24 protein-coding genes are annotated in these 22,356 nt (G+C 75.1%); 7 read left to right on the plus strand and 17 right to left on the minus strand.

Going from position 1 to position 22,356, the window contains the following annotated elements:
• Positions 1 to 14 precede the first annotated feature (14 nt).
• The 4 genes from lipB to lpdA all read right to left on the minus strand — a co-directional run bounded on the left by lipB (position 15) and on the right by lpdA (position 5,094).
• On the minus strand, positions 15 to 737 hold the full coding sequence (gene lipB, locus JOF54_RS16130) for a lipoyl(octanoyl) transferase LipB (protein ID WP_210057668.1): 723 nt from the start codon (positions 735 to 737) through the stop codon (positions 15 to 17).
• 10 nt (positions 738 to 747) lie between these two features.
• Positions 748 to 1,653, minus strand: coding sequence for a TIGR01777 family oxidoreductase (locus JOF54_RS16135; RefSeq protein ID WP_210057670.1), 906 nt, complete (start codon positions 1,651 to 1,653; stop codon positions 748 to 750).
• Positions 1,654 to 1,662: 9 nt separating this feature from the next.
• Positions 1,663 to 3,576, minus strand: coding sequence for a 2-oxoglutarate dehydrogenase, E2 component, dihydrolipoamide succinyltransferase (sucB, locus tag JOF54_RS16140; RefSeq protein WP_210059628.1), 1,914 nt, complete (start codon positions 3,574 to 3,576; stop codon positions 1,663 to 1,665).
• 123 nt (positions 3,577 to 3,699) lie between these two features.
• Positions 3,700 to 5,094, minus strand: a complete 1,395-nt coding sequence (gene lpdA, locus JOF54_RS16145; RefSeq protein ID WP_210057673.1) for a dihydrolipoyl dehydrogenase — start codon at positions 5,092 to 5,094, stop codon at positions 3,700 to 3,702.
• Positions 5,095 to 5,128: 34 nt separating this feature from the next.
• Here lpdA and JOF54_RS16150 point away from each other — a divergent pair, with 34 nt between their 5' ends.
• The gene (locus JOF54_RS16150; protein WP_210057674.1) at positions 5,129 to 5,473 is read left to right on the plus strand and encodes a hypothetical protein; all 345 of its coding nucleotides are present in this window, start codon (positions 5,129 to 5,131) and stop codon (positions 5,471 to 5,473) included.
• 441 nt (positions 5,474 to 5,914) lie between these two features.
• Here the strand turns inward: JOF54_RS16150 and JOF54_RS16155 are convergent, their stop codons facing one another.
• Entirely contained in the window at positions 5,915 to 7,423 is a 1,509-nt protein-coding gene (locus tag JOF54_RS16155; RefSeq protein ID WP_307804269.1) for a leucyl aminopeptidase, read from the minus strand.
• A gap of 143 nt (positions 7,424 to 7,566) precedes the next feature.
• Here JOF54_RS16155 and gcvT point away from each other — a divergent pair, with 143 nt between their 5' ends.
• Positions 7,567 to 8,703 carry a glycine cleavage system aminomethyltransferase GcvT gene (gene gcvT / locus JOF54_RS16160; protein WP_210057676.1) on the plus strand — a complete coding sequence of 379 codons (1,137 nt, stop codon included), beginning with the start codon at positions 7,567 to 7,569 and terminating at the stop codon, positions 8,701 to 8,703.
• Positions 8,700 to 9,035: a hypothetical protein gene (locus tag JOF54_RS16165; protein WP_210057678.1), complete on the plus strand. Its 336-nt coding sequence runs from the start codon at positions 8,700 to 8,702 to the stop codon at positions 9,033 to 9,035. The genes gcvT and JOF54_RS16165 overlap by 4 nt, the downstream gene beginning before the upstream one ends.
• On the opposite strand, the gene JOF54_RS16170 is transcribed toward JOF54_RS16165, so the two are convergent.
• From JOF54_RS16170 to JOF54_RS16185, 4 genes are all read right to left on the minus strand, one after another.
• Complete coding sequence (locus JOF54_RS16170) at positions 9,032 to 9,517, minus strand: NUDIX hydrolase (protein WP_210057680.1); 486 nt, start codon at positions 9,515 to 9,517, stop codon at positions 9,032 to 9,034. The genes JOF54_RS16165 and JOF54_RS16170 overlap by 4 nt on opposite strands.
• A 94-nt stretch (positions 9,518 to 9,611) precedes the next feature.
• On the minus strand, positions 9,612 to 9,824 hold the full coding sequence (locus JOF54_RS16175; RefSeq protein WP_210057682.1) for a hypothetical protein: 213 nt from the start codon (positions 9,822 to 9,824) through the stop codon (positions 9,612 to 9,614).
• A 3-nt stretch (positions 9,825 to 9,827) separates the two neighbouring features.
• Complete coding sequence (locus JOF54_RS16180; protein WP_210057685.1) at positions 9,828 to 10,841, minus strand: aldo/keto reductase family protein; 1,014 nt, start codon at positions 10,839 to 10,841, stop codon at positions 9,828 to 9,830.
• 118 nt (positions 10,842 to 10,959) lie between these two features.
• Positions 10,960 to 11,526, minus strand: coding sequence for a DUF3043 domain-containing protein (locus JOF54_RS16185; RefSeq protein WP_210057687.1), 567 nt, complete (start codon positions 11,524 to 11,526; stop codon positions 10,960 to 10,962).
• A gap of 157 nt (positions 11,527 to 11,683) precedes the next feature.
• Between JOF54_RS16185 and JOF54_RS16190 the strand changes: the two genes are divergently transcribed.
• Together JOF54_RS16190 and pspAA are read left to right on the plus strand one after the other, a co-directional pair.
• Positions 11,684 to 12,520: a PspA/IM30 family protein gene (locus JOF54_RS16190; protein WP_210057689.1), complete on the plus strand. Its 837-nt coding sequence runs from the start codon at positions 11,684 to 11,686 to the stop codon at positions 12,518 to 12,520.
• Positions 12,517 to 12,801: a PspA-associated protein PspAA gene (gene pspAA / locus JOF54_RS16195; protein ID WP_210057691.1), complete on the plus strand. Its 285-nt coding sequence runs from the start codon at positions 12,517 to 12,519 to the stop codon at positions 12,799 to 12,801. Before JOF54_RS16190 ends, pspAA begins: the two co-directional genes overlap by 4 nt.
• Before the next feature lie 94 nt (positions 12,802 to 12,895).
• Here the strand turns inward: pspAA and nadA are convergent, their stop codons facing one another.
• Positions 12,896 to 14,089, minus strand: a complete 1,194-nt coding sequence (gene nadA, locus JOF54_RS16200) for a quinolinate synthase NadA (protein WP_210057693.1) — start codon at positions 14,087 to 14,089, stop codon at positions 12,896 to 12,898.
• Between the two features lie 113 nt (positions 14,090 to 14,202).
• On the opposite strand from nadA, the gene JOF54_RS16205 reads away from it, so the two are divergent.
• Together JOF54_RS16205 and JOF54_RS16210 are read left to right on the plus strand one after the other, a co-directional pair.
• On the plus strand, positions 14,203 to 15,264 hold the full coding sequence (locus JOF54_RS16205) for a glycerate kinase (protein ID WP_210057696.1): 1,062 nt from the start codon (positions 14,203 to 14,205) through the stop codon (positions 15,262 to 15,264).
• A gap of 168 nt (positions 15,265 to 15,432) precedes the next feature.
• The gene (locus JOF54_RS16210; RefSeq protein WP_245360374.1) at positions 15,433 to 15,771 is read left to right on the plus strand and encodes a HesB/IscA family protein; all 339 of its coding nucleotides are present in this window, start codon (positions 15,433 to 15,435) and stop codon (positions 15,769 to 15,771) included.
• A 109-nt stretch (positions 15,772 to 15,880) separates the two neighbouring features.
• Here JOF54_RS16210 and JOF54_RS16215 read toward each other — a convergent pair whose 3' ends face one another.
• The 7 genes from JOF54_RS16215 to JOF54_RS16245 all read right to left on the minus strand — a co-directional run bounded on the left by JOF54_RS16215 (position 15,881) and on the right by JOF54_RS16245 (position 22,319).
• Positions 15,881 to 16,681 carry a glycosyltransferase family 2 protein gene (locus tag JOF54_RS16215; protein ID WP_210057700.1) on the minus strand — a complete coding sequence of 267 codons (801 nt, stop codon included), beginning with the start codon at positions 16,679 to 16,681 and terminating at the stop codon, positions 15,881 to 15,883.
• 139 nt (positions 16,682 to 16,820) lie between these two features.
• Positions 16,821 to 17,885 (minus strand): ABC transporter ATP-binding protein, encoded by a 1,065-nt coding sequence (locus JOF54_RS16220; protein WP_210057702.1) that lies wholly within the window; start codon positions 17,883 to 17,885, stop codon positions 16,821 to 16,823.
• Positions 17,882 to 18,748, minus strand: coding sequence for an ABC transporter permease (locus JOF54_RS16225; protein ID WP_307804270.1), 867 nt, complete (start codon positions 18,746 to 18,748; stop codon positions 17,882 to 17,884). The genes JOF54_RS16220 and JOF54_RS16225 overlap by 4 nt, the downstream gene beginning before the upstream one ends.
• Positions 18,745 to 19,629, minus strand: a complete 885-nt coding sequence (locus JOF54_RS21995; RefSeq protein ID WP_307804271.1) for an ABC transporter permease — start codon at positions 19,627 to 19,629, stop codon at positions 18,745 to 18,747. The genes JOF54_RS16225 and JOF54_RS21995 overlap by 4 nt, the downstream gene beginning before the upstream one ends.
• 41 nt (positions 19,630 to 19,670) lie before the next feature.
• Positions 19,671 to 20,789, minus strand: a complete 1,119-nt coding sequence (locus JOF54_RS16235) for an ABC transporter substrate-binding protein (protein ID WP_307804273.1) — start codon at positions 20,787 to 20,789, stop codon at positions 19,671 to 19,673.
• Positions 20,790 to 20,943: 154 nt separating this feature from the next.
• Positions 20,944 to 21,165, minus strand: a complete 222-nt coding sequence (locus tag JOF54_RS16240; RefSeq protein WP_307804274.1) for a sulfurtransferase TusA family protein — start codon at positions 21,163 to 21,165, stop codon at positions 20,944 to 20,946.
• Positions 21,162 to 22,319, minus strand: a complete 1,158-nt coding sequence (locus JOF54_RS16245; protein ID WP_307804275.1) for a cysteine desulfurase family protein — start codon at positions 22,317 to 22,319, stop codon at positions 21,162 to 21,164. Before JOF54_RS16245 ends, JOF54_RS16240 begins: the two co-directional genes overlap by 4 nt.
• Positions 22,320 to 22,356 lie beyond the last annotated feature (37 nt).

Below are 22,356 nucleotides of genomic sequence, written 5' to 3' on the forward strand. Positions count from 1 at the left end.
GCCTCCCCGCGGGCTCAGGCGGCGCCGACCGTCAGCCCGTAGGTGACGCCCGGGGTCGCCGGGGCCGCCGCGAGGTCGGGGGACTGCTCGTAGGGCTCGAAGGCCAGCACCCGCTCCAGGTGCGGCCGGAACAGGTGGGCGAGCTCGGGCAGCGTCGGCGCCTCGCCCAGCTCGGCGGCCATCGACGTGACGCCGACGTCGCTGAGCCCGCACGGCACGATGCGGTCGAAGCCCGTCATGTCGGGGTCCACGTTGATGGCCAGGCCGTGCATCGTGGTGCCGCCGGCGACGCGGACGCCGATCGCGGCGATCTTGCGCTCGGGGCGGCCGTCGGCCGCGGCGAGCCAGACGCCCGACCGGCCCCGGACGCGACCGGTCGCCAGGCCGTACTCGGCGAAGAGGGTGATCATCGCCTCCTCGAGGCGGCGCACGTAGTCGACGACGCCGACGGCCTCCGGCAGCTTGACGATCGGGTAGACGACCAGCTGGCCCGGCCCGTGCCAGGTGATCTTGCCGCCGCGGTCGACCTCGACGACGGGGACGTCCCCGGTGAGGGGCCGCTCGTGGGCCTCGGTGCGCTTGCCCGCGGTGTAGACCTCGGCGTGCTCGAGGACGACGACGGTGTCCGGGGCGGTGCCCGCCACGACCTCGGCGTGGAGGCGGCGCTGCAGCTCCCACGCGTCGGTGTAGTCCACCAGCTCGCTGCCCAGGCCGGGGTAGAGGAAGTCGAGGCTCATGGCCCTGAGTCTAGGTCCGCAGCGCGGAGGCGACCGTGGCGTGGACGTCGGGGTCCCGGAAGACGTAGCCGTCGCCGGTCAGCCGGGCCGGCACCGCCCAGCAGTCGCCCACCAGCTGCTCGGCCAGCTCGCCCAGCGCCCGGCGCAGCACGAAGGCCGGGGCCTTGAGCAGCCGGGGGCGGTGCAGCGCGCGGGCCAGCACGTCGGTGAACTCGGCGTTCGTCGTCGGCTCGGGGATGGTCAGGTTGTAGGCGCCCCGGGCCCGCGGCTCGGCCGCCGCCCAGGTCGTCACGCCGAGGTAGTCCTCGAGGCTGATCATCGGCATCCGCTGCCGGCCCGAGCCGATCACCGTGCCGAGGCCGGCCGACCACGCGAGCTTCATGGGCACGAAGGCTCCTCCGCTCGCGGCCAGCACGGGGCTGGTGCGCAGCAGCACCGTCCGCACCCCGGCGTCCACGGCCGGCTGCGCGGCGCCCTCCCAGGCGACGGTCAGCTGGGCCAGGAAGTCCGGCGCCGCCGGGGTGTCCTCGGTGGCCGGCTCGGTGCGGGGCTCCGTGCCGTAGCGGGCGACCCCGCTGGCCTGGAGGAGCACCCGCTCCCGGCCGTCGCCCGCCCGGGCCGCGAGGGCCCGGGCGAGCGTGCCGGTGGTCTCCAGCCGCGAGCTCAGCAGCAGCTCGCGGCGGGCGGTCGTCCACGGGTGGGTGAACACCCCGGCGCCGGCGAGGTCGACGACCACGTCGACGCCGTCGAGCACGGCCGGGTCGAGCAGGCCGGCCGCCGGGTCCCAGCGGCGCTCGCTGCTCGTGGCGGGCTCGCGCCGGACCAGCCGGACGACCTCGTGGCCCTCGGTGGCCAGCCGCACGCGCAGCGCGGTGCCGAGGAAGCCGGAGGCGCCGGCCAGCAACCAGGTGCTCACGTCGGTGTCCTAGACCCCGAACTCGCCCCCGAAGTCGCCCTCTTCCAGACGCTGCTTGAGCGCCGAGAGGAAGCGGGCGGCGTCGGCGCCGTCGACGAGGCGGTGGTCGTAGGACAGCGACAGGTACATCATGTCGCGGACCGCGATCACCTCGCCGAGGTCGGCGTCCTTGATGACGACGGGGCGCTTGACCAGCGCGCCGGTGCCGAGGATGCCGACCTGCGGCTGGTTGATGATCGGGGTGTCCATCAGGGTCCCGGCCGAGCCGTAGTTGGTGATGGTGAAGGTGCCGCCGCTGAGCTCGTCCGGGGTGACCTTGTTCTGCCGCGTCCGGGAGGCCAGGTCGGCGATCTTCTTGGCGATGCCGCCGATGTTGAGATCGCCCGCGTCCTTGATCACCGGGACGAGCAGGCCCTTCTCGGTGTCGACGGCGATGCCCAGGTGCTCCGAGGCCGGGTAGGTGACCTCGCCCGCCTCGGTGTCGATCGTGGCGTTGAGCTTCGGGTGGACCTTCAGCGCCTCCACCGTCGCCTTGGCGATGAACGGCAGGTAGGACAGGCTCGCGCCCTCCTGGGCCTTGAAGGCGTCCTTGGCCTTGGCGCGGATGCGCGAGATGGCGGTCAGGTCGACCTCCACCGTCGCGGTCAGGGTCGCCGAGACCTGCTGGGACTCCACCATCCGCTTGGCGATGGTCTTGCGGAGCCGCGACATCTTCTCGGTGGTCCCGCGCAGCGAGCTGGGCTCGACCGACGGCGCGGCCTTCGCCGCGGCCGGGGCCGGGGCGGCGGCCGCGGCGGCCGGCGCCGGGGCGGGGGCGGCCTTCGCGGCCTCGGCGGCGGCCTTGGCCTCCTCAGCGGCGGCGAGCACGTCCTGCTTGCGGATGCGGCCGCCGACGCCGGTGCCCTTCACCGAGGCGAGGTCGACGTCGTGCTCCTTGGCGAGCTTCCGCACCAGCGGGGTGACGTAGACGGCGTCGCCGTCGGCCGCGACCGGGGTCGGGGAGGTCCGGGTGGACGAGGGGCCGTGCTGCTCGGGCTGGGCGTCCTCGCGGGCCGCCGGCTGGGCCGGGGCCGAGCGGGGCTCGGGGGCCGGGATCGGCGCCTGGCCGCCCTCGTCACCGGCGGCGGGCTGCTGCTCGACGTCGGTGCCGTCGGTCACGGTGGCGGTGGCCGGGGCCTGCGGCTCGTCCTGGGTGCCGGCCGCGCCCGCGTCGTCGCCGTGGGGCTCCTCGGCCGCGCCGGCGGGGGCGCCGCCGTCGTCGGAGCCGGTGCTCGCGGAGGCGTCGCCGACGACGGCGAGCACCGCACCCACCTCGACGGTCTCGTCCTCCTGGACGCGGATCTCCAGCACGGTGCCCGTGATGGGCGAGGGGATCTCGGTGTCGACCTTGTCGGTCGAGACCTCGAGCAGCGGCTCGTCGGTCTCGACGCTGTCGCCGACCTTCTTCAGCCAGCGGCTGACGGTGCCCTCGGTGACGCTCTCGCCCAGCGCGGGCAGGGTGACCTCGGTGCCGCTGCCCGCGGACGCACCGGCGGTGCGCTCCGGGGTCGGGGCGGGCGGGTCGTCCTGCGCGATCTCGGCGTCGGCGGCGTTGGCCGGCTCCGGCTCGGTGCTGGCCTCGGCCTGCGCGTGCTCCTGGCTGGGCGGCTCCGCCGCGGGGGCGTCACCACCGCCGCCGGCCTCGCTCTCCTCGCCGATGACGGCGAGCACCGCACCCACCTCGACGGAGTCGTCCTCCTGCGCCCGGATCTCCAGCAGCACCCCGGCGGCGGGGGAGGGGATCTCGGTGTCGACCTTGTCGGTGGACACCTCCAGCAGCGGCTCGTCGACGGCGACGGCGTCCCCGACCTGCTTGAGCCAGCGGGTGACGGTGCCTTCGGTGACGCTTTCGCCCAGGGCGGGGAGGGTTACATCAGTCGACATCGTGTCTTGGGACTCCTTCATCACGTGACCTGGTGCGGTTGCGGGTCAGCCTAGCCTTCGGGGACCTGCGCCGGTCGGGGGCCGATCCGGGCGGCGCCGCGACACCGCGGGACTCATCCTGCCCTAGCCGTGCACGTGCAGCGGTTTCCCGGCCAGGGCCAGGTGGGCCTCGCCGAGCGCCTCGTGCTGGGTGGGGTGGGCGTGCTGCAGGCTCGCCACCTCGCTCGGGTAGGCGTCCCAGCCGGTGATCAGCTGGGCCTCCCCGACCAGCTCGCCGACGCGGGAGCCGACCAGGTGCACGCCGACGACGGGGCCGTCGGCCCGGCGGACGAGCTTGACGAAGCCGGAGGTGCCGAGGATCTGCGAGCGGCCGTTGCCGGTCAGGTCGTAGGTGAGCGTCTCCACCTCCCCGTGCAGCTCCCGGGCCTGCGCCTCGGTGAGGCCGACCGAGGCCACCTCGGGGTCGGAGTAGGTGACGCGCGGGATGTCGCGGTCCAGCGGCGGGACCGGGGCGGCGTCCAGCCGGCCGGCCGCGTGCGCCACCTCCTCGGCGACGAAGATGCCGTGCGCGAACCCGCGGTGGGCCAGCTGCAGGCCGGGCACCAGGTCGCCGACGGCGTGCACGCCGGGCACGCTCGTCCGCAGCCGCTCGTCGACGGCCACCAGCCCGCGGTCCAGCGCGACCCCGGCCTCGGCGTAGCCCAGCCCGTCGCTGACGGCCACCCGGCCGACGGCGACCAGCAGCACGTCCGCCTCCAGGGTGCGGCCGTCGGCCAGGGTCACGGCGACGCCGGCGCCCTCGCGGCGGGCGGACTGCAGGGCGACACCGGTGAGCACCTCGATGCCCCGCTTGCGGAACGCCTTCTCCAGGGCCGCCGACGACGCGGGCTCCTCCGCGGCCAGCAGCCGGGGCAGCGCCTCCACGACCGTCACCTCCACGCCGAAGGACCGCCAGGCCGAGGCGAACTCCGAGCCGATCACCCCGCCGCCGAGGACGACGGCGCGGCCGGGCAGGGTGCCCAGCCGGAGCGCCTCGTCGCTGGTCAGCACCACCTCGCCGTCGACCTCGACGCCGGGCAGGTGCCGCGGGGCCGAGCCCGTCGCCAGCACGACCGCGGGCGCCCGGTAGAGGTCCTCGCCCACCTGCACGCCCACCCCGTCGGCGTCGCGGACCAGCCGGCCCGCCCCGCTGACGACGGTGATGCCGCGGGCCCGGACCAGGCCGGTCAGGCCCTTGTAGAGCTTGCTGACGACGCCGTCGGAGTAGCTCTGCACCCCGGCCAGGTCCACCTTGTCGAGGGTGGCGTGGATGCCGAAGCGGCTGCCGTCGCGGGCGGCGTCGGCGACCTCGGCGGCGTGCAGCAGCGCCTTCGTCGGGATGCAGCCGCGGTGCAGGCAGGTGCCGCCCACCTTGTCCTTCTCCACCAGGGCCACCGAGAGCCCGAGCTGGGCGGCGCGCAGCGCGCAGGCGTAGCCCCCGCTGCCGGCGCCGAGGACGACGAGGTCGTACGAGTTCATCCGACCATCTTGTCAGGCGGCCATACTGGGACCCATGGGTTGGTTGAACCGGACCGCGAAGCGGGTCAGACGGGGCCGCAGCGTGGCGTCGGGGAACCGCGTCGTCGACGACGGGGTCACCGCCCACCTCACCGAGTTCGCCCGCACCCACCGCGGTGTCGAGGCCTTCGTCGAGCCGCGCACCTCCGTCACCCAGGTCACGTTGCTGCTGGTGGCCTACGACGGCGAGTGGACCCGCCGCGTCGTGCCCTCGCCCGAGTGGGCGCACGCCTTCGCCGGCCACCTGCAGATCCCCGGCTACGACGCCGCGGTGGTCGGCTACCCGCAGCGGATGCGGGACTACAACACGCGCAACAAGCGGCACCCCGACCTGCGCTGAGGGCGCGGCGAGAAAAAGTTCCGCACCGCCCCATCCGATCCGCGACCCGCTCCGAAGGGCTGGTAGGTGGTACGTCGTGACCGGGGTCGCCTGACACGATCCCGGACCTCCAGGGGGCGGCGTCCCGCTCCCCGTGCCGGCAGGCGGTGTCGCTCATCAGGGATGGACTGAGCGGCACCAGGGCTCCTGCCGGCACGGGTTTGAACGTTCGCGGTGGACTCAGATGTCCGCCTCAGGTAGCGAGACGAGGGCCCCGGCCCCGGACGAAGAACGTGTCCGGAGCCGGGGCCCTCGTTTCGCTACCGCGGCCACCTTCGCTACCGCTCACTGGCGGTCCGCCCAGGTGCCCCTCCGGTCTGGCGTCCGGTGCGGTCCTGCCAGTGCTGAGAAACCGTCAGCCGGGGGTTCTCCCTGGTGCGGTTCCTCAGCACTCGTCCCGTGCTAGCGGCTCATCGCGCGGGCGAGGGCGACCAGGGTGCGGACGCCGACGCCGGTGCCGCCGGCCGAGACGTAGCCGTAGGGCTTGCCCTCCAGGAAGGCCGGGCCCGCGATGTCCAGGTGGGCCCAGGGGGTGCCGTCGTCGACGAACTCGCGGAGGAAGGCCGCAGCGACCAGGGCGCCGCCGAAGCGGTCGCCGCCCGTCGACTTGAGGTCGGCCACCTTGGAGTCCAGCTTGGCGCGGGTCTCGCGGGGGATCGGGAGCTGCCAGAAGTCCTCGCCGGCCGCCTCGGCGGCGTCCAGGACCAGGTCGGCGGTCTCGTCGTCGGTGGCCATCAGGCCGGCGGTCCGGTCGCCCAGGGCGACCATGCAGGCACCGGTCAGGGTGGCGACGTCGACGACGAGGTCCGGGTGGTCCTCGTTGGAGCGGGCGAGCGCGTCGGCCATCACCAGCCGGCCCTCGGCGTCGGAGTTGCCGTTCTCCACCGTGGTGCCGCCGTAGATCGTCAGCACGTCGGAGGGCCGGTAGGCCGTGTCCGAGGGGAGGTTCTCGGCCAGCGCGCCGTACGCGGTGACCTGGACCGGCAGGCCCAGCTTCGCGATGGCGTGGGTGGCCGCCAGCACCGCCGCGGCCCCGGCCATGTCGCACTTCATCGTGTACATGCTGTCGCCGGGCTTGAGGCTCAGGCCGCCCGAGTCGAACGTGATGCCCTTGCCGACGAGGGCGAGGTGGCGGGTCGCGCCCTTCGGCTTGTAGCTCAGCCGGACCAGGCGGGGCGGCCGCGAGGAGCCGCCGCCGACGGCCAGCAGGCCGCCGTAGCCGCCCTTGACCAGCGCCGGGCCGTCCAGCACCTCGTAGCTGATCTTGCTGTCCTTGACGAGCGCCTTGACCTCCTCGGCCAGGGTCTCGGGGTAGAGCAGGTTCGGGGGGATGTTGACCCACTCCCGGGCGGTCAGCACCGCGGCCGCGACGACGGGCGCCACCTGGGTGACGTCGGCGCCGTCGACCGTGGTCGTGGTGCCGGCGTGCAGCACGGTCACCGCCGCGACGGCCGGGGCCGGGGCGGGCTTGCCGCTCACCGGCGCGTAGCGGTAGACGCCCAGCAGCGCGCCCTCGGCGACGGCCTGCAGCTCCTCCACCGTGGTGGTGCCGAAGCCGAGCGCCGCGGTCAGCGGTCCGCCTTCCGCGGCCAGCGCGCCGAGGTAGGCGGTGCTGGCGCCGGCGGCGCGGCGCAGGTCCTCGGCGTCGGGCCGGCCCTCGCCCAGGCCCGTGACCACCAGGCGGGGACCGCCGTCGACGGCCGGCAGGGTGCGGGTGGTGCCGGCCGACGCCTTCGCGCCGACGGAGGTGGCCAGCGCGGCGACGCCGGTCCCGAGCCGGCGCTGGTAGGCCGCCTCGACGTCGGGCGGCAGGCCCTGCAGGCCCTCCTCGGACAGGCCGACCACGAGCACGTCGACCGTCGTCGGCAGGTCCGGGGCGACGGTCAGGGAGGGGAGGACTGGAGTGCTCACGTACGACGTTCCTCTCGAGTGGTGCGGCGCCCGACCCGTCCGGCCGGGCGCGGTGCTCAGGCTAGCCCGGGGTCCTGGGCCCGCTTGCGATAGGTTCGCCGGGGACCGGACGAGAGGTGGAGGTGGCTGTGCAGGCCGAGGCTGTGCCGACTGAGGGGGCGTCGCCGGGCGACGCCGGGACCGGGCTCCGCCGCTCGCCGCTGCACGACCGCCACGTGGGGGCCGGCGCCAAGTTCGCCGCCTTCGGGGGCTGGTCGATGCCGCTGGAGTACGGCGGGGCCGGCGTGCTGGCCGAGCACACCGCCGTCCGCACCGCCGTCGGGCTCTTCGACGTCAGCCACCTGGGCAAGGCGCGGGTCTCCGGCCCCGGCGCTGCCGCCTTCGTCAACCGCTGCCTGACCGCCGACCTCGACCGGATCGGGCCCGGGCAGGCGCAGTACACCCTCATCTGCAACGACGACGGCGGCGTGGTCGACGACCTCATCGCCTACCTCGTCGGGCCCGACGAGGTGTTCCTCATCCCCAACGCCGCCAACGGCGCCCAGGTGGTGGCCATGCTCCGCGCCGCCGCGCCCGAGGGCGTCACCGTGGTCGACGAGCACGACGACCACGCCGTGCTGGCGGTCCAGGGCCCGCAGGCCGACGAGGTGCTGGCCGGCGCCGGCCTGCCCGTCGGGCACGCCTACATGTCCTTCGTCGTCGTCGAGCACGCGGGCGCGCCGCTCATCGTCTGCCGGACCGGCTACACCGGGGAGCGCGGCTACGAGCTGGTCACCCCGTCGGCTGCCGCCCCGGCCGTCTGGGACGCCGTCGTCGCGGCGGGTGAGCCCTACGGCCTGCAGCCCGCCGGGCTGGGCGCCCGGGACACCCTGCGCACCGAGATGGGCTACCCGCTGCACGGCCAGGACCTCTCGCCCGTGATCACGCCCGTGCAGGCGCGGCTGGGCTGGGCCGTCGGCTGGAAGAAGCCGGAGTTCTTCGGCGCCGCCGCGCTGCGGGCGGAGAAGGAGGCCGGGCCCAGCCGCGTGCTGCGCGGGATCCGGGCCGTCGGCCGCGGCATCCCGCGGCCGGGCATGGTCGTCCGCGATGCCGAGGGAGCCGCCGTCGGCCTCGTCACCTCCGGCACGTTCTCCCCGACGCTGAAGTCCGGCATCGGGCTGGCCCTGCTGGACCCCCGGCTGGCCGAGGACGACGCCGTCACCGTCGACGTCCGGCAGCGCCGCGAGGGCTTCCTCGTCACCCGCCCGCCGTTCGTGACCACCGGCGTCCGCGAGCCGTGAGCACCCCGGTCGTGCGCGGGCCCCGGCGCCGCGCGGTGGTCGCCCACGCCGTCGTCGTCCTCGTGGGCCTGCTGGTGCTGCTCTACCCGTTCACCCTCGGCGCCTCGCCCGACGTCACCTGCCGGGGGACGACGATGCGGCCCGGTGACGTCTGCGCCAAGGCCGGCGACGTCGGCACCCAGAGCTACGAGCAGCGGGCGGCGGCGGTCCGCGGCGCCCGACCGGTGATCGCCGTCGGCGGGCTGCTGCTGGCCGGCTTCGGGGTCGTGCTGCTGACCGGGGAGCTCCGCCGCCCCGGCACGCCGGAGCCGACCGGGCCCGCCGCGGTCTAGCGCTCGAACCGCGTCCGCGCGGTCTCCTCCAGCGCGGCCGCGATCCGCTGGTGCTGCCGGGCGTCCATCGGCGGCAGCGCGTCGAGGTCGGCCCAGCGGACCTCCGTCGACTCCTCGTCGCCCACCCCGGCCTCGCCGGAGACGTAGCGGCAGCGGAAGACCGACGTCAGGTACTGGCAGCGGTCGCCGTTCGGGTACTCCAGCGGCGGGTCGGCGACGACCCACGCCAGCCGCTCCGCGACCGCGACGACGCGCGTCTCCTCGAGCAGCTCCCGCTCGACGGTGGTGGCCGGCTGCTCACCGGGCTCGACGATGCCGGCCGGCAGGCTCCAGGTGCCGTCGTCGGAGCGGCGGACCAGCAGGAGGTGGCGGCGGCCGGGCTCGAGGTCGTCGCGGACGACGACGCCGCAGACGCCCGGCAGCAGGAGCAGGCCGTGCCCGAGGCTGCGGCGGAGCTCCAGGATGTAGGCGGGGGTCGGCACCCGGCCGATCCTAGGGCGGGGGCGCGGCCGGGCCCTCTGCCCCGCGATCCGGGCGCGCCGCCGTCGTCGACGACGGCGGCGCGCCCGGGCGCCGTCAGGCCGGGTCCAGCCCCATCGGCCCGTAGACCAGCCGGTCCGCCTCGTGCAGGCTCACCGACCGGACGCCGGCCTCGCGGAGCTCGGGGTAGAACTCCCCGAGCCACGTCTCGGCCTCGCCCTGGCTGGGGAACGTGCGGTCCAGCGACCCGTCACCCGGGTCCTGGTCGGCGGTCCAGCGCCACGGGCCGGCCGTGCTGGGAGCGGCCACGGCTCAGGTCAGCCGCGACGTCGGCGAGGCCTCGCCGACCTTGGAGCCGTCGGAGTCGACGACGTCGCCCAGGGCCTCGTCGATGCCCTTCAGCGTCTCGGCCGAGAGCTTCTTGCCGGCGGCCGCGGCGTTGTCGTGCACCTGCTCCGGACGCGAGCCGCCCGTGATCGCCGAGGCGATGTTGTCGTTCTGGAGCACCCAGGCGACGGCGAGCTGGGCCATGGTCAGGCCCTCCGCCTCCGCCAGCGGGGCCAGCTGCTGGACGCGGGTGAGGACCTCGTCCTTGAGCGAGCCCTTGATGAAGTTGGCGCCGCCACCCGCGGTGTCGGTCGCCCGGGAGCCCTCCGGCGCCGGCTGGCCCGGCTTGTACTTGCCGGTGAGGATCCCCTGGTCGATCGGGGAGAAGACGACCTGGCTGATGCCCAGCTCGCGCGAGGTCGGCACGACCTCGGCCTCGATGATCCGGTAGAGGGCGTTGTACTTCGGCTGGTTCGAGACCAGCTGCACCCCGAGGTCCTGCGCGAGCGCGTGACCGGCGCGCAGCTGCTCCGGCGTCCACTCGCTGACGCCGATGTAGAGGGCCTTGCCCGCGCGGACGACGTCGGCGAAGGCCTGCATGGTCTCCTCCAGCGGCGTCTCGTGGTCGTAGCGGTGCGCCTGGTAGAGGTCGACGTAGTCGGTGCGCAGCCGCTTGAGCGAGGCGTTGATCGACTCGGAGATGTGCTTGCGCGACAGGCCCGTGTCGTTGGGCCCCTTCGGGCCGGTGGGGAAGAAGACCTTCGTGAAGATCTCCAGGCTCTCCCGCCGCTCGCCGGCCAGGGCGTCGCCGAGGATCGTCTCGGCCTTGCCGTTGGCGTAGACGTCAGCGGTGTCGAACGTCGTGATGCCGGCCTCCAGGGCGGCGCGGACGCAGGCCGTGGCCTGGTCGGCCTCCACCTGCGAGCCGTGCGTCACCCAGTTGCCGTAGCTGATCTCGGAGACCTTGAGTCCGCTGTTGCCGAGATACCTGAACTCCATGTCCAACCTTCCGCGTCGAGGGTCGGGCGGCTGCGAGCCGCCCACCCGCACAGTCAAGCGGTCGGTGCTGACACTCCTGCGCGCGGGGTTGCCCCGACGGGACGGGAGCGGGAGACGCTCAGTAGGTGTCGCCGCGCTTGAGCCGCGGGGCGGGCATCCGGAACCGGCGGATCTGGATGGAGCGGTTGACGCCGTACATCATCAGGCCGCGGGTCGGGGCGCCCGGCAGCCGGTCGGCCAGCACCCGCTTGAAGCCGCGCCACAGGAAGTAGCAGTCGGCCAGGACCGCCAGGATGAAGACGTACATGAGGATCGTGGTGATGGCGCTGACGGTGGGGTAGACCGCGGTCAGGAAGCTCAGCGCGAGGATGACCACCAGGCTGGGCAGCAGGAACTCCCCGAGGCTGAACCGGGTGTCGACGTAGTCGCGCATCAGCGCCTTCTCCGGAGCCGCCTCCCGGGCGCTGAGGGTGCGCATCCGCGCCGCGCGGTTCTGCTGCGACGCCGCCCGCCGGGCCTCCTTAGGGCTCAGCGTGCGGTTGACCCGCTCGCGCCGCGCGGCCTCCGCCTCCCGGCGGGTGGGGGTGGGCCGGTCCTTCTTCGCGCCCGGCGTCGGCGCGGGCGCCGGGGCCGGGGCGGTCGGGGTCGGCTCGGTGCCCTCGCTGCTCCGTCGGAAGAGTGCCACCCCGGGATTCTCTCAGGGGTTCCCCCCGAAACCGAAACCCTGGCCGGGGGAGGGTCGCCGGGGCTGCGCCGCCGCCGGGGCGCGAGATACGGTGGAGATCTGTGAGCGACGGTGTCGCCGCGGTACGACGCAACCCGGGAAGGACCAGCTGACCCCTATGAGCGGCATCTTTTCGCGCATCTCCATGATCTTCCGAGCCAAGACCGACCAGGCCCTGGACAAGATGGAGGACCCCCGCCAGACGCTGGACTACTCCTACCAGCGCCAGCTGGAGCTCCTGCAGAAGGTCCGCCGCGGGGTGGCCGACGTGGCCACCAGCCGCAAGCGGGTCGAGCTGCAGGCCACCCAGCTCAGCACGCAGGCCGACAAGCTCACCCAGCAGGCGCAGAAGGCGCTCGAGGTCGGCCGTGAGGACCTCGCCCGGGAAGCGCTCACCCGCCGCTCGGGCATCCAGCAGCAGATGAGCGACCTCCAGGCCCAGCACGCGCAGCTGCAGGGCGAGGAGGAGAAGCTCACCCGGGCCAGCCAGCGGCTGCAGGCCAAGGTCGACGCCTTCCGCACCAAGAAGGAGACCATCAAGGCCTCCTACTCCGCCGCCGAGGCGCAGACGCGCATCAACGAGGCGTTCTCCGGCATCAGCGAGGAGATGGGCGACGTCGGGCTGGCCATCCAGCGGGCCGAGGACAAGACCCAGCAGATGCAGGCGCGGGCCGGGGCGATCGACGAGCTCCTCGCCAGCGGCGCGCTCGACGACCCGACCGGCACCGCCAAGGACGACATCACCCTCGAGCTCGAGCAGCTGGCCTCCACCAGCGACGTCGAGGACGAGCTGGCGCGGATGCGCGCGTCGCTGCCGTCCGGCTCCGGGGGCGCCCAGCCGGCGATCGGCGGCCAGCCCGCCGGCCAGGCCCAGCCGGTCCCGCCGGTGCAGACCGGCTACACCGCGCCGCAGACCCAGCCGGAGGCCCAGCCGAACGCGGGCGACCTCCGATGATCGTCCGGATCCTCGGCGAGGGCCAGTGGCGGATCGAGGACGCCGTCGTCGCGGACCTCAACCGCCTCGACGACGAGGTCGAGCAGGCCGTCGGCACCGGCGACCAGGCCGAGCTGGACCGGGCGCTGCACGCGCTGCTCGAGGAGGTCCGCACCCAGGGGACGACGGTGCCGGACGACGAGCTGTCCGACTCCGACCTCATCCTCCCGGCTGCGGGCTCCACCCTGGAGGACGTCCGCGCGCTGCTGGACGCCTCCGACGAGGGCCTGATCCCGGGCTGAGGACGGCGGCGCCCCACGGCGCGCCACGTACGGCACGAGGGCCGGCCCGGTGACCCGGGCCGGCCCTCGTCGTCGTCCGGGGGTGGAGGGTCCGTCAGTCTTTCGCCGTCTCGCCCGGCAGCTCCAGCATCCGCTGCAGCGCGGCGAGCGCGAACCGCTCCGTCTCGCGGTCGACGGTGATCTGGTTGACGACCTGGCCGGCGGCCAGGTTCTCCAGCGTCCAGACCAGGTGCGGCAGGTCGATCCGGTTCATGGTGGCGCAGTAGCAGACGTGCTGCTCCAGGAACGTGATGCTCTGCTCCGGGTGCGCCCGGGCCAGCCGCTGCACCAGGTTGAGCTCAGTCCCGATGGCCCACGAGGAGCCGGCCGGGGCCTGCTCGACGGTCTTGATGATGAACTCGGTCGAGCCGACGAGGTCGGCGGCGAGGACCACCTCGTGCTGGCACTCGGGGTGGACGAGGACCTGCACCCCGGGCACCCGGCGGCGGACGTCGTGCACGGCGTCGAGGGTGAACCGCCCGTGCACCGAGCAGTGGCCCTTCCACAGGATCACCGTCGCGGCCCGCAGCTGCTCGGGGGTGAGGCCGCCGCCGGGGCGGTGCGGGTCGAAGACGACGCAGTCGTCCAGCCCCAGGCCGAGGTCGAGCACGGCGGTGTTGCGGCCGAGGTGCTGGTCGGGCAGGAACAGCACCTTCTCCCCGCGGCGGAACGCCCACTCCAGCACTGACTTCGCGTTGGAGGAGGTGCAGACGACGCCGTCGTGGCGGCCGCAGAAGGCCTTGATGTCGGCGGAGGAGTTCATGTAGGTGACCGGCACGGTGACGTCGGCGACCCCGGCGTCGGCCAGCACGTCCCAGGCGTCCTCCACCTGCGCCAGCCGGGCCATGTCGGCCATCGAGCAGCCGGCGGCCAGGTCGGGCAGGACCACGCGCTGGCTGTCCGCGGTGAGGATGTCGGCGGACTCGGCCATGAAGTGGACGCCGCAGAAGACGATGAACTCGGCGTCGGGCCGGGCCGCGGCCTCCCGCGCCAGCTTGAAGGAGTCACCCGTCACGTCGGCGAACTGGATGACCTCGTCGCGCTGGTAGTGGTGGCCCAGCACGAACAGCCGCTCGCCGAGGGCAGCCTTCGCGCGGCGGGCGCGCTCCACCAGCGCCGGGTCCGACGCCGGCGGCAGCTCGCCGGGGCACTCGACCCCCCGCTCGGAGCGCGGGTCGGCCTCGCGGCCGAGGACGTGGAGCGACAGCGGCGTCGGCGTGCGAGGACCCGCCTGCGGGGTGGTGGTCACCGGCGCAATCTACTCCCGGGCCGGGCCCGGACCGCCCGCTCGCGCTGGGATCCGGCTCACACCCGGCCCGGCCACCCGCGCCCCGGCGGAGGGCGGCTGCCAGGATGACCGGCGTGCGCGTCGTCGTCGCCGCCGACGTCATCGGCGCCCTCTCCAGCCGTCAGGCCGGGGAGGCGCTCGCGTCCGGCTGGCCGCGCGCCCAGGTGGTCGTCGCCCCGGTCGGCGCCGCCGGTGCCGGCTTCGTCGCGGCGGCCGCGGACCTGTGGGGCGTCCCCGTCGTCACCACCGCCGCCGACGGGGTGGTGCTGACCCGGGCCGACGGCCCCGTGGAGTCCGCGCTGCGGGTCGAGCAGGCGGCCCCCGCCGCCCCCGGGCTGCCGCTGACGGCGTCCTCCCGCCCGCTGGGCGCGGCACTCGCGCTGCTGCTCGACGAGCGCGCGCCGCGCCGGGTGCACCTCGACCTCACCGGTCTGGCCGTGCACGACGGCGGCGCCGGTCTGCTGGCCGCGCTGGGGGCCACGGCCGACGTGCCCCTGGACGCCGGGGTCGTCGGGCTCACCGGCCTCGGCCGCCTCGACCTCGCCCCGGTGCGGGAGCGGCTGCGGGGCACCGTCGTCGTGGGGGTGGTGCCGGCGGAGGCCCGGGAGCTGCCGCTGCTGGGGCTGCGGGGCATCACCTCCCGGGGCCGCGACGCCGGGCTGGACCCCGCGGTGCTGCTGCGCACCGACGCCGACCTCGAGCGGCTCGCCGCCCTCGCCGGCCCCGACACCACCCTGGGCGCGGTGCCGGGTGCCGGGGCCGGCGGCGGCCTCGGGCTCGCGGTGCTGGCCCTGGGCGGGTCGCTCGCCACCGGGCCGGCGCTGGGCCTCGGCGCGGCCACCGGACCGGGCCGGGCCGTCCCCGACCTGGTGGTCACCGGCTGCTCCGTCTTCGATTTCGCCGCGCGCGGCGGGGGCGTGGTGGCGGCCGCCGCGCAGGCGGCCGCCGACGCGCTGGCCCCGTGCGTCGTGGTGGCGGGGGAGGTGCTGATCGGCGCCCGGGAGATGCGCACGATGGGGATCGAGGCCGCCTACGCGGTGCGCCGGACCACCGGGGACGCGCCGTCCGGGGGCGACGTCGGCGCCGACGAGCTGGCCGCCACGGCGCGCCGCGTCGGGCGCTCCTGGAGCTGGTGAGGAGGCTGTCCGCCGCCCGTCTGCCCACGGCGCTTGGACCGCCCGGAGGCCGCCTTTACACTGGCAGCAGGGAATAGCCGCGCTGCACGCCCGGTTGTCCCCGCCGAGAGCGCCCAGACCAAGCGGGAGACGAATATGACGGCAACTGACCAGACCACCACCCTCGGGATGCCCACCGTGGCCGACGGGGTCCTGCTGACCGACGTGGCGGCGCACAAGGTGAAGGCGTTGCTCGACGGGGAGGGCCGCGACGACCTCGCGCTCCGCGTCGCCGTGCAGCCCGGCGGCTGCTCCGGCCTGCGCTACCAGCTGTTCTTCGACGAGCGGAACCTCGAGGGTGACGTCGTCAAGGACTTCAGCGGCGTCAATGTGGTGACCGACCGGATGAGCGCACCGTACCTGATGGGCGCGACCATCGACTTCGTCGACACCATCGAGAAGCAGGGCTTCACCATCGACAACCCGAACGCGACGGGTTCCTGCGCCTGCGGCGACAGCTTCCACTGAGCGTCCGCGGCGCGCACGTCGCGTCCTGAGCCGCAGAGCTCCCTGCCCCCACCGAGTCCGGGGACAGGGAGCTCTGTCGTTCCCGGGGTCCTCGGCCGGTCCGCTCGCGTCAGGTCGCGTTGATGAGGTCCTGCACCAGCCGCGGCGGCCGGGCCACCAGGGCGCGGTGCAGCGTCCGGTCCCCGCGCCGGCGCCGGAGCACCCGGCGGCGCTCGGCGCCCACCACCCGCAGAGCCCGGGCCCGGGCGGTCAGCCGGCGGCCCCCGTGGCGGCGTCGCCGCTCGACGGTCGGCACCTCCACGACGCGGGCGCCGGAGGCCGCGAACCGGCTGGCCACCAGCGCGGTGACCTCCGGGCCGTCGCCCGGCAGCAGGTGCCCGTCGAACGGGGCCGGCACGGCCACGTCGGGCAGGTCCAGCACGGGGGCCAGGTCGCGCCAGAAGGCGACGTAGCCGGAGCTGAAGTCGCTCGCACGGGTGCGGAAGGCCAGGTTCGCCACGAGGTTCAGCAGGTCGTCGCCGATCTCCCGCACCAGCGCCAGGTCCTCCGAGCCTCCGCCGGTGAGGAAGCGCGAGGCCCGGGCCAGGTCGGCCCCGGCCGTCAGGGCCCCGACCAGCCGCGGGATCGTCGCCGGGTCGGAGGAGCCGTCGGCGGCGAGCAGGACGACCACGTCGCCCCGGGCGGCCCGGAGACCGCAGGCGAGGGCGTTGCCCGGTCCCCGGCGCGTCTGGGTGACCGTCACCAGGCCGGGCCGCAGCGCACGCGCCTCGGCGAGGAGGCCCGCCGGCGCCCGGCCGTCCACCACGAGCACGACCTCCACCTCCGCGGGCAGCGGCGGCAGGACGGCCGGCAGGTCGACGTCGTCGCCGACGGCGGCCACGAGGACGGAGACGAAGGGTGGGCTGCTCACGGGTGCTCCTGGGCGGATCGGGCGGCCCCTCCGCCCGGTGGGCCCGAGCCTCCCGCGCTGACCTCAGGCCGCCCGCTGAGCCGGGGCCGGTGCGGCTCAGCATCACCTCAGGTCTGCGCCAGGACGGGTCGCCCGGCCCTCAGGGGGCGGCGACGAGCAGGCCCGCGGCGTCCACCCGGACGTCGACGGGGGAGCCCTCGGCCAGTCCCGCGGCCGCCGGGCCGGCGAGCAGCACGACCAGCTCGGTGCCCTCGGCCGTCCGCACCCGGGCCCGCGACACCGGTCCCTGGAACGAGACGGCCACCACCCGGGACGCGCCGGCCTCGCCGGGGACCAGCGCCAGCTGCTCGGGCCGGATGAGGGCCACGCCGCGGCCTGCCGTCACCGACCCCTCGAGAGCCGGCAGCCGGGCGCCCAGCACGCGGACGTGGCCGTCGGCGACCTCGGCCGGCACCCGGTTCATCAGCCCCACGAAGTCGGCGACGAAGGTGCTGCGGGGCGCGGCGTAGAGCACCTGCGGGGCGTCCAGCTGCTCCAGCCGGCCGGCGTTCATCACCCCGACGCGGTCGGCCATGGCCAGCGCCTCGTCCTGGTCGTGGGTGACGAAGAGGGTCGTCGTCCCGACCTCCAGCTGGACGCGGCGGATCTCGTCGCGCAGCTGCGCGCGCACCTTGGCGTCGAGCGCGGAGAGCGGCTCGTCCAGCAGCAGCACCGACGGCTGGAAGGCCAGCGCCCGGGCGAGCGCGACACGCTGCTGCTGCCCGCCGGAGAGCTGGCTGGCGTAGCGGTCGGCCTGGGTGCTGAGCCCGACGAGCTCGAGCATCTCCAGCGCCCGGGTGCGCCGCGGCCCGGGCCGGACGCCGCGCAGCTTGAGCCCGAACTCCACGTTGGCCCGGGCGCTGAGGTGGGGGAACAGCGAGTAGGCCTGGAAGACCATGCCCATGTCGCGCTTGTTGGCCGGCACCGTCGTCAGGTCGCGGCCGCCGACGACCACCCGGCCCGACGTCGGCTCCTCCAGCCCGGCCAGGATCCGCAGCGCCGTCGTCTTCCCGCAGCCCGACGGGCCCAGCAGGGCCACCAGCTCGCCGGGGGCCAGGGTCAGGCTCAGGCCGTCGAGGGCCCGGACGTCGCCGTAGCGGCGGTGCAGGTCCTCCAGCCGGACCTCCACCGAGCCCGGCTCGGCGGGGCGGGGGCTTGCGGTCATCGGGGCTCCTCGGGAACGGGCGGGGCGGTGCCGGCGGGGACCGGGGCGACGCCGGCGGCGACGGCCCCGCGTCCGGTCCGGCGGCGGCCGCTGACGAAGGACAGCCCCACCAGCAGCAGGGCGGCGACGAGGATCGAGGCCAGCGAGGCGGCCACCGACTCCTGGGCGTTCGACTTGCTCTGCAGCGCGATGGCCACCTGGAGGGTGTCGAAGTTCAGCAGCGACGCGAAGGTGTACTCGCCCAGGACCAGGGCGATCGAGATGAAGGACGCCGAGACCAGCGCCGTGCGGATGTTGGGCACCACCACGCGGACGATGACGGTGAGCCAGCCGGCCCCCAGGCTGCGGGCGGCCTCGGCGAGGGTGACCACGTCGATGGCGGCCAGCCCGGCGTCCAGCGCCCGGTAGGCGTAGGGCAGGACGAGCACGACGTAGAGGAAGGCCAGCCAGGTCGCGGTGTCGCCGAAGAGGTAGGACAGCCAGGCGGTGACGTTGGTCAGCCCGACGATGATCACCAACGGCGGCACCGTCAGCGGCAGCAGGCAGAGGAACTCCACGGCGCGGCCCAGCCGCGGCACCCGCAGCCGGACCCAGACCAGCGTCGGCACCAGCAGCACGAGCATGCCCACCACCGTCAGCAGGGAGAGCAGCAGCGACGTGCCGATCGCCCCGCGCAGCAGCGGGTCGGCGACCAGGAGGGCCCAGGCCGCGCCGGTGCGCCCGTCGGCGTTGAACAGCCGGGTGCTGAAGTCGAGCATCGAGAGCAGCGGGACGACGAAGAAGGCCCCGGTGAGCACGAGCACGACGACCCGGAAGACCTGCAGCCGGGTCCGCGCCGCCCGGCGCGGCGAGCGGGCGCTCACCCGAGCCACCGGGCCGTCCGCCGCACGAGGAGGCTGTAGCCGGTCATCACCAGGGCGACGACGAGGACCATCTCCAGCGCGAGGGCGTAGGCGAAGTTGGCGTGGCCCAGCACGACCTCGCTGGTCAGCGCCGAGCGGATCCACAGCGGGATGATCGGGTTGCCCTGGCTGACCAGCGCGGCGGCGGTGGCGTACGCGGCGAACGCGTTGGCGAAGAGCAGCAGCAGCGAGCCGAGGAAGGCCGGGGCCAGCAGCGGGAGGCCGACCAGCCGCCAGTACTGCCAGGTGCTGGCGCCGAGGTTCTCCGCCGCCTCGCGCCACTGCACCCGGACGCCGTCCAGGGCGGGCAGGAAGACGATGACCATCAGCGGGATCTGGAAGTAGGCGTAGACCAGGACGAGGCCGCGCAGGCTGAACAGCCACGTGCTGCTCGTCAGGCCGGTGCCGAAGGTGGCGTCCAGCCAGACCGAGACGACCCCGGAGATGCCCAGGGTGGCGATGAAGGCGAAGGCCAGGGTCACCCCGCCGAACTGGGCGAGCACGCCGCAGACGCTGGTGACGAGCCGGCGCAGGGCGCCGTCCGCCGGGCCGGTGACGACGGCGTAGGCCAGCAGGGCGCCGACGACGCCGCCGATCACCGCGGTCAGGGCCGACAGCACCAGGCTGTTGGCCAGCGAGCCCAGCACGGCCGGGTCGGCGAGGTCGCGGACCACCGCGAGGCTGGGCCGGCCGTCCTCGACGAAGGCGCCGACGACCACCGTCAGGGTCGGCACGACGAGGAAGACCGCCAGGTAGGCCAGGAACGGCACCACCCCGAGCACCGGCAGCAGGCGGGCGGCCCGGGACCGGGACCGCGGGGTCCTGGTCGCCGGTGCCGCCACCGGGACGTCCCTCACGGGCGTCCCCGGCCGGGGCTGCGCACTCAGCCGGTCACCTTCGCCCACTCCTCGCTGAGCACCGCGGCCGCCGCGGTGTTCTGCTCCGCGGTCAGCAGCACCGGGTCGCCCGAGACCTCGGGCAGCTTGGCGTAGGCGTCGGCGTCGAGGGTGCCGGCCTCCTGCATGGCGTCGGCGCGGACCGGCCGGGCCCCGCCGCCCAGGTAGAGGTTCTGGCCCTCGTCGGAGTAGAGGAACTCCTGCCAGAGCCGCGCGGCGGCCGGGTGCGGGGCGTCCTTGCTGACGGCCTGGTAGTAGTAGCCGCCGACCTGCGCGTTCTCGGGCACGACCACCTTCCAGCTGGAGAGCTTGGAGGTCACGGCGGCGTTGGTGTAGTCCCAGTCGATGACGACGGGGGTCTGCCCCGACTCGATGGTGGCCGCGGTCGGGTCGACGGGCAGGAAGTTGCCGGCGTCGGAGAGCCGGGAGAAGAACTCGACGCCGGGCTTGATGTCGTCGGCCGAGCCGCCGTTGGCCACCGAGGCCATCACCACGCCGCTGAACGCCGCGCCGGCCTGGGTCGGGTCACCGTTGAGGGCGACCTTGCCCTTGAGCTCGGGCTTCAGCAGGTCCTCGACGGAGGTGATCGCGGGCACCTTCGCGGAGTCGTAGCCGATGGACATGAACCCGCCGTAGTCGTTGACCCACGTCCCGGACGGGTCCTTGAAGGCGGTGGGGATGCTGTCGAAGGTCGCCACCTGGTAGGGCGCGAACATCGCGGTGTTCGCCAGCGCGACCGACTGCCCGAGGTCGAAGACGTCGGGCGCCCGGTCGGTGCCCTTCAGCTGCGTCGCGGCGTTGATCTCCTCCTGGCTGGCGGCGTCGGGCTGGGCGGAGTTCACCTCGATGCCGTACTTGGTGCCGAAGGCCTTGATGATCTCGCCGTAGTTGGCCCAGTCCGGCGGCAGGGCGATGACGTTGAGCCGGCCCTCGGCCTTAGCGGCGGCGACGAGCGCGTCCATCCCGCCGAGCGCCTCCGCGGAGGTCGCGGTGGCGGCGGCCGCGGCGTCGGCGGACGGCTCGGCCGCCGGCGGGGCGCAGCCCGCGCCCGCCAGGACGAGCCCCGCCAGGGCGGCGGCGGCGATGGTGGTGCGGATTCTGTTCACGGGTTCCCCTCGGTCGAGCCGGCGCGGGGTGTGTGCACGTCGACACCCCTGCTGGGCACAGAGTGGCACGTCGCGGCGCGTCCCGCCGCCGTGGCGCCCCTGCGGGGAGCGGAGTTCACCGGCTCGTCGCCCGGTGGTGGGGCCGCCCCCGGCCTCAGCGGTCCCGGCGGACCTCGAAGGCCGGCGGGTGGCTGCTCACCAGGGTCTGGCCGCGCATCCGGCACCAGGCGGCGACGTCGGGGGCGGCGGCCGGGTCGTCGGCCAGCAGCCGCAGCACCGAGCCGACCGGCAGCGCGGGCAGCCGCCGGGCCAGCGCGATCACCGGGAGCGGGCAGCGCTGCCCGCGGCAGTCCAGCTCCTCCACCGCGTCGCTCACGGATGGCTGCCGGGCGCCCCGAGGCGGGCGCGGATGCCGGCGACGACCTGCGGCAGCACGGCGAGGAAGGCCTCGACCTCGCCCGCCGTGCTGCGCCGGGTCAGGCCGATCCGGACGTTGCCGTGGGTGAGCAGCCCCATCGCGGCCAGCACGTGCGAGGGGTGCTCGCTGCTGGCGCTGCAAGCCGAGCCGCTGGCCACGGCGAAGCCCGCCCGGTCCAGCTCCAGCGTCAGGGTCTCCCCGTCCACGTAGAGCGCCGAGAAGGTGAGCAGGTGCGGGACCCGGTCCACCGGGTCACCGGCCACCTCGACGTCGGGGACCCCGGCGAGGATGCCGGCCCGCAGCCGGTCGACCAGGCCGCGCTGGCGGTCGCCGACGGCCCGCCCGGAGCGCAGCCACACCTCCAGCGCCGCGGCGGCGGCGTGCACACCCGCGACGTCGGGCGGACCCGGCCAGCGGCCGCCCTGGTGGTCGTCGGTCGGGTAGGGGGCGCGCCAGCGGACGCCGCGGCGCAGGACCAGGACGCCGACCGACGGCGGGCCGCCGAACGCCTGCGCCCCGGCGGTGAGCACGGTGCCGGCCGGCAGGTGGCGCAGGTCCAGCCGGCCCAGGGCGCTCGTCACGTCGAGCACCAGCGGCACGCCGGCCTCCTGGCAGGCCTCCGCCGCGGCGTCCACCGGCTGCAGCGTGCCCACCTCGTGGTTGGCCACCTGGAGGCAGGCCAGCGCGACCCCCGGCGCCCGCACAGCGGCCCGCCAGCGCTCGAGGTCGAGGTGCCCGGAGCGGTCGACGGGGACCGCGACGCGGCGTCCGGCTGCATCCGCGGCGCTCAGCACGGACGAATGATCGATCGTGCTCGTCACCACCACCTCGCCGACCCGTCGGCGGCCCAGCGCCAGGCCGGCGACGGCCGCGTGGGCGGCATGAACCCCCGAGGAGGGGAAGACCACCTCGTCGGGGCGGGCGCCCAGGGCGTCCGCGACCAGCTGCCGGGCCGCGTCCAGGGCCTGCGCGGCGAGCCGTCCGGGACGGTGCAGCCGGCTCGGATCTCCCCATCCGCCAGCCTGCGCGGCGAGCCACGCCTGCTGGGCCTCGGGGAGCACCGGCTCGGCCGAGGACGCGTCCCAGAACACCGTCGTCACCGTCTCCGCCACGCCTGCGAACCTACGCCCCTGCCGACTCGGCGGGCCC

The sequence above is a fragment of the Microlunatus capsulatus genome (assembly GCF_017876495.1).
GTDB lineage: Bacteria > Actinomycetota > Actinomycetes > Propionibacteriales > Propionibacteriaceae > Microlunatus > Microlunatus capsulatus.